Source organism: Streptomyces boncukensis (assembly GCF_011045075.1).
GTDB classification, from domain to species: Bacteria; Actinomycetota; Actinomycetes; order Streptomycetales; family Streptomycetaceae; genus Streptomyces; species Streptomyces boncukensis.
Genome location: NZ_JAAKZZ010000899.1, coordinates 1 through 1713 on the forward strand (window position 1 = coordinate 1; position 1713 = coordinate 1713).

Annotated in this window: 1 protein-coding gene; it reads right to left on the reverse strand. The window is 74.0% G+C overall.

What is annotated here, in order from left to right:
• Positions 1-161: 161 nt before the first annotated feature.
• Positions 162-1713 (reverse strand): serine/threonine-protein kinase (locus G5C65_RS36805; RefSeq protein WP_241266327.1); only part of this gene is annotated, 1552 nt, incomplete at its 5' end.

The window sequence follows — 1713 nt, forward strand, 5'->3', positions numbered from 1 at the left end:
GGCCGTCGGGGGCGCTGCTGTCCGTCGGGGCGGTCGTCGATTCGGTCATGGGAGGGAGACTACGACCGGTGCGCGCCCGCGTATACCCGGCGGTAACCGCTCTTTACGGAATCCGCCAGTGGACGCTGGCGGATTCCCGGATCCCGGCTCCGGCTCCGGCGCTAGAGGTCGTTGATCTTGAGGGACTTGACCGCCTCGCGGTAGACCTTCTCGCCCTCGTCCCGGGAGCTGCCCTTGCCCGGCATCTCCACGACCAGCCGCCAGCGCACGTTGTCCTTGTTGACGTAGATCAGCTCATGGCGGCGCTTGCGCTTGGTGCCCGCGTCCTTCTCGTATCTGTTGCTGTCCTCCGCGGGCTTGTACGTGGTGACGACGGAGGCCGCGTCCTGCCCCTGGTGGTCGGCCTCGGAGACGGTGGAGCGCACGTCGTCCATCGTGTCGCGGTAGCTCTCCTGGGCGCCGTCCTCGTAGAACTGCTTCCAGTTGTTGGCCTCCAGCAGCGAGGTGTTCTTGACGTCCTTGGCGCTGCGGCTGAGGCGCATCTCGATGACGCCGCCCGGGTCGGTGAAGGCGACCTGGTCCTGGTCCGCGCTGCGGTCGTAGCTCCCGGGGGCCGCGAGGGAGGCGCGGACGCGCTTGTCCTCGTCGTACGCCTTCCAGCCGTCGGGGACGTCGTCGCCGGGCAGCAGCAGGGGCACCGCCACGGCCGCCGCCACCGCGACGGCCACGGCGAGCGTGCCGAACTGCCACGCGCGGCTGGTGCGCAGCCTGCCCCCGAACTGCCGCAGCACGCGGCCGACACCGCCACCGGCAACGGCGGTGGCGGCGGCCGCGGTCGGCGTTCCGGGCTGCGGCGGGCGCGCCACGTCCGCGAGGGTCTGCCGCACCTCGGCGGCGTCCGGGCGCAGCGTCGGCTCCTTGCCGAGCAGCCGCGCGATGAGCATGCCGAGCGCGCCCGAGCCGCGCTCCGCCTGCGCGGGACGCGGCACCTCGGCCGACAGCACCGCCTGCAGCGTCGCGGGCGTGTTGGAGCGGCGGAACGGCGAGACGCCCTCCGTCGCCGCGTACAGCACGACGCCCAGGGACCACAGGTCGGACTCCGGGCCCGGCCGCTGCCCCAGCACCCGCTCCGGCGCGGTGTACTCGGGGGAGCCCACGAAGGCGCCCGTCTCGGTCAGCCGCCGCTCGCCCTCCACCTGCGCGATGCCGAAGTCGGTCAGCACCACCCGCTCGTACCGGCCCAGCAGCACGTTGTCCGGCTTCACATCGCGGTGCAGCACCCCCGTGGCGTGCGCCGCGTCCAGCGCGCCCGCCACCGCGTGGCCGATCCGGGCCGCCTCCCGCGCGTCGAGCGTGCCCTCCTCCAGCACGCTGCCCAGCGAACGCCCCTGGACCAGCTCCATCACGATCCACGGGCGCCCGTCCTCCATGACGACGTCGTGAATGGTGACGACCGAGGGGTGGTCGATCCGCGCGGCCGTGCGCGCCTCGCGCAGCATCCGCTGGTGCACGGTCTGCCGCTCGGCCTCGGTCAGCTGGTCCGGCACACGCGGCTCCTTGACCGCGACATCGCGCTCGACCACCTCGTCCCGGGCCCGCCACACCGTGCCCATGCCGCCGTGCCCCAGCCGGGCGCTCAGCCGGTACCGGCCGCCGAGGAGCCGGCCCGCGCCGTCGGCCTGCGCCGCCGCGGAGGGCGTGGGAGCCGTGGGG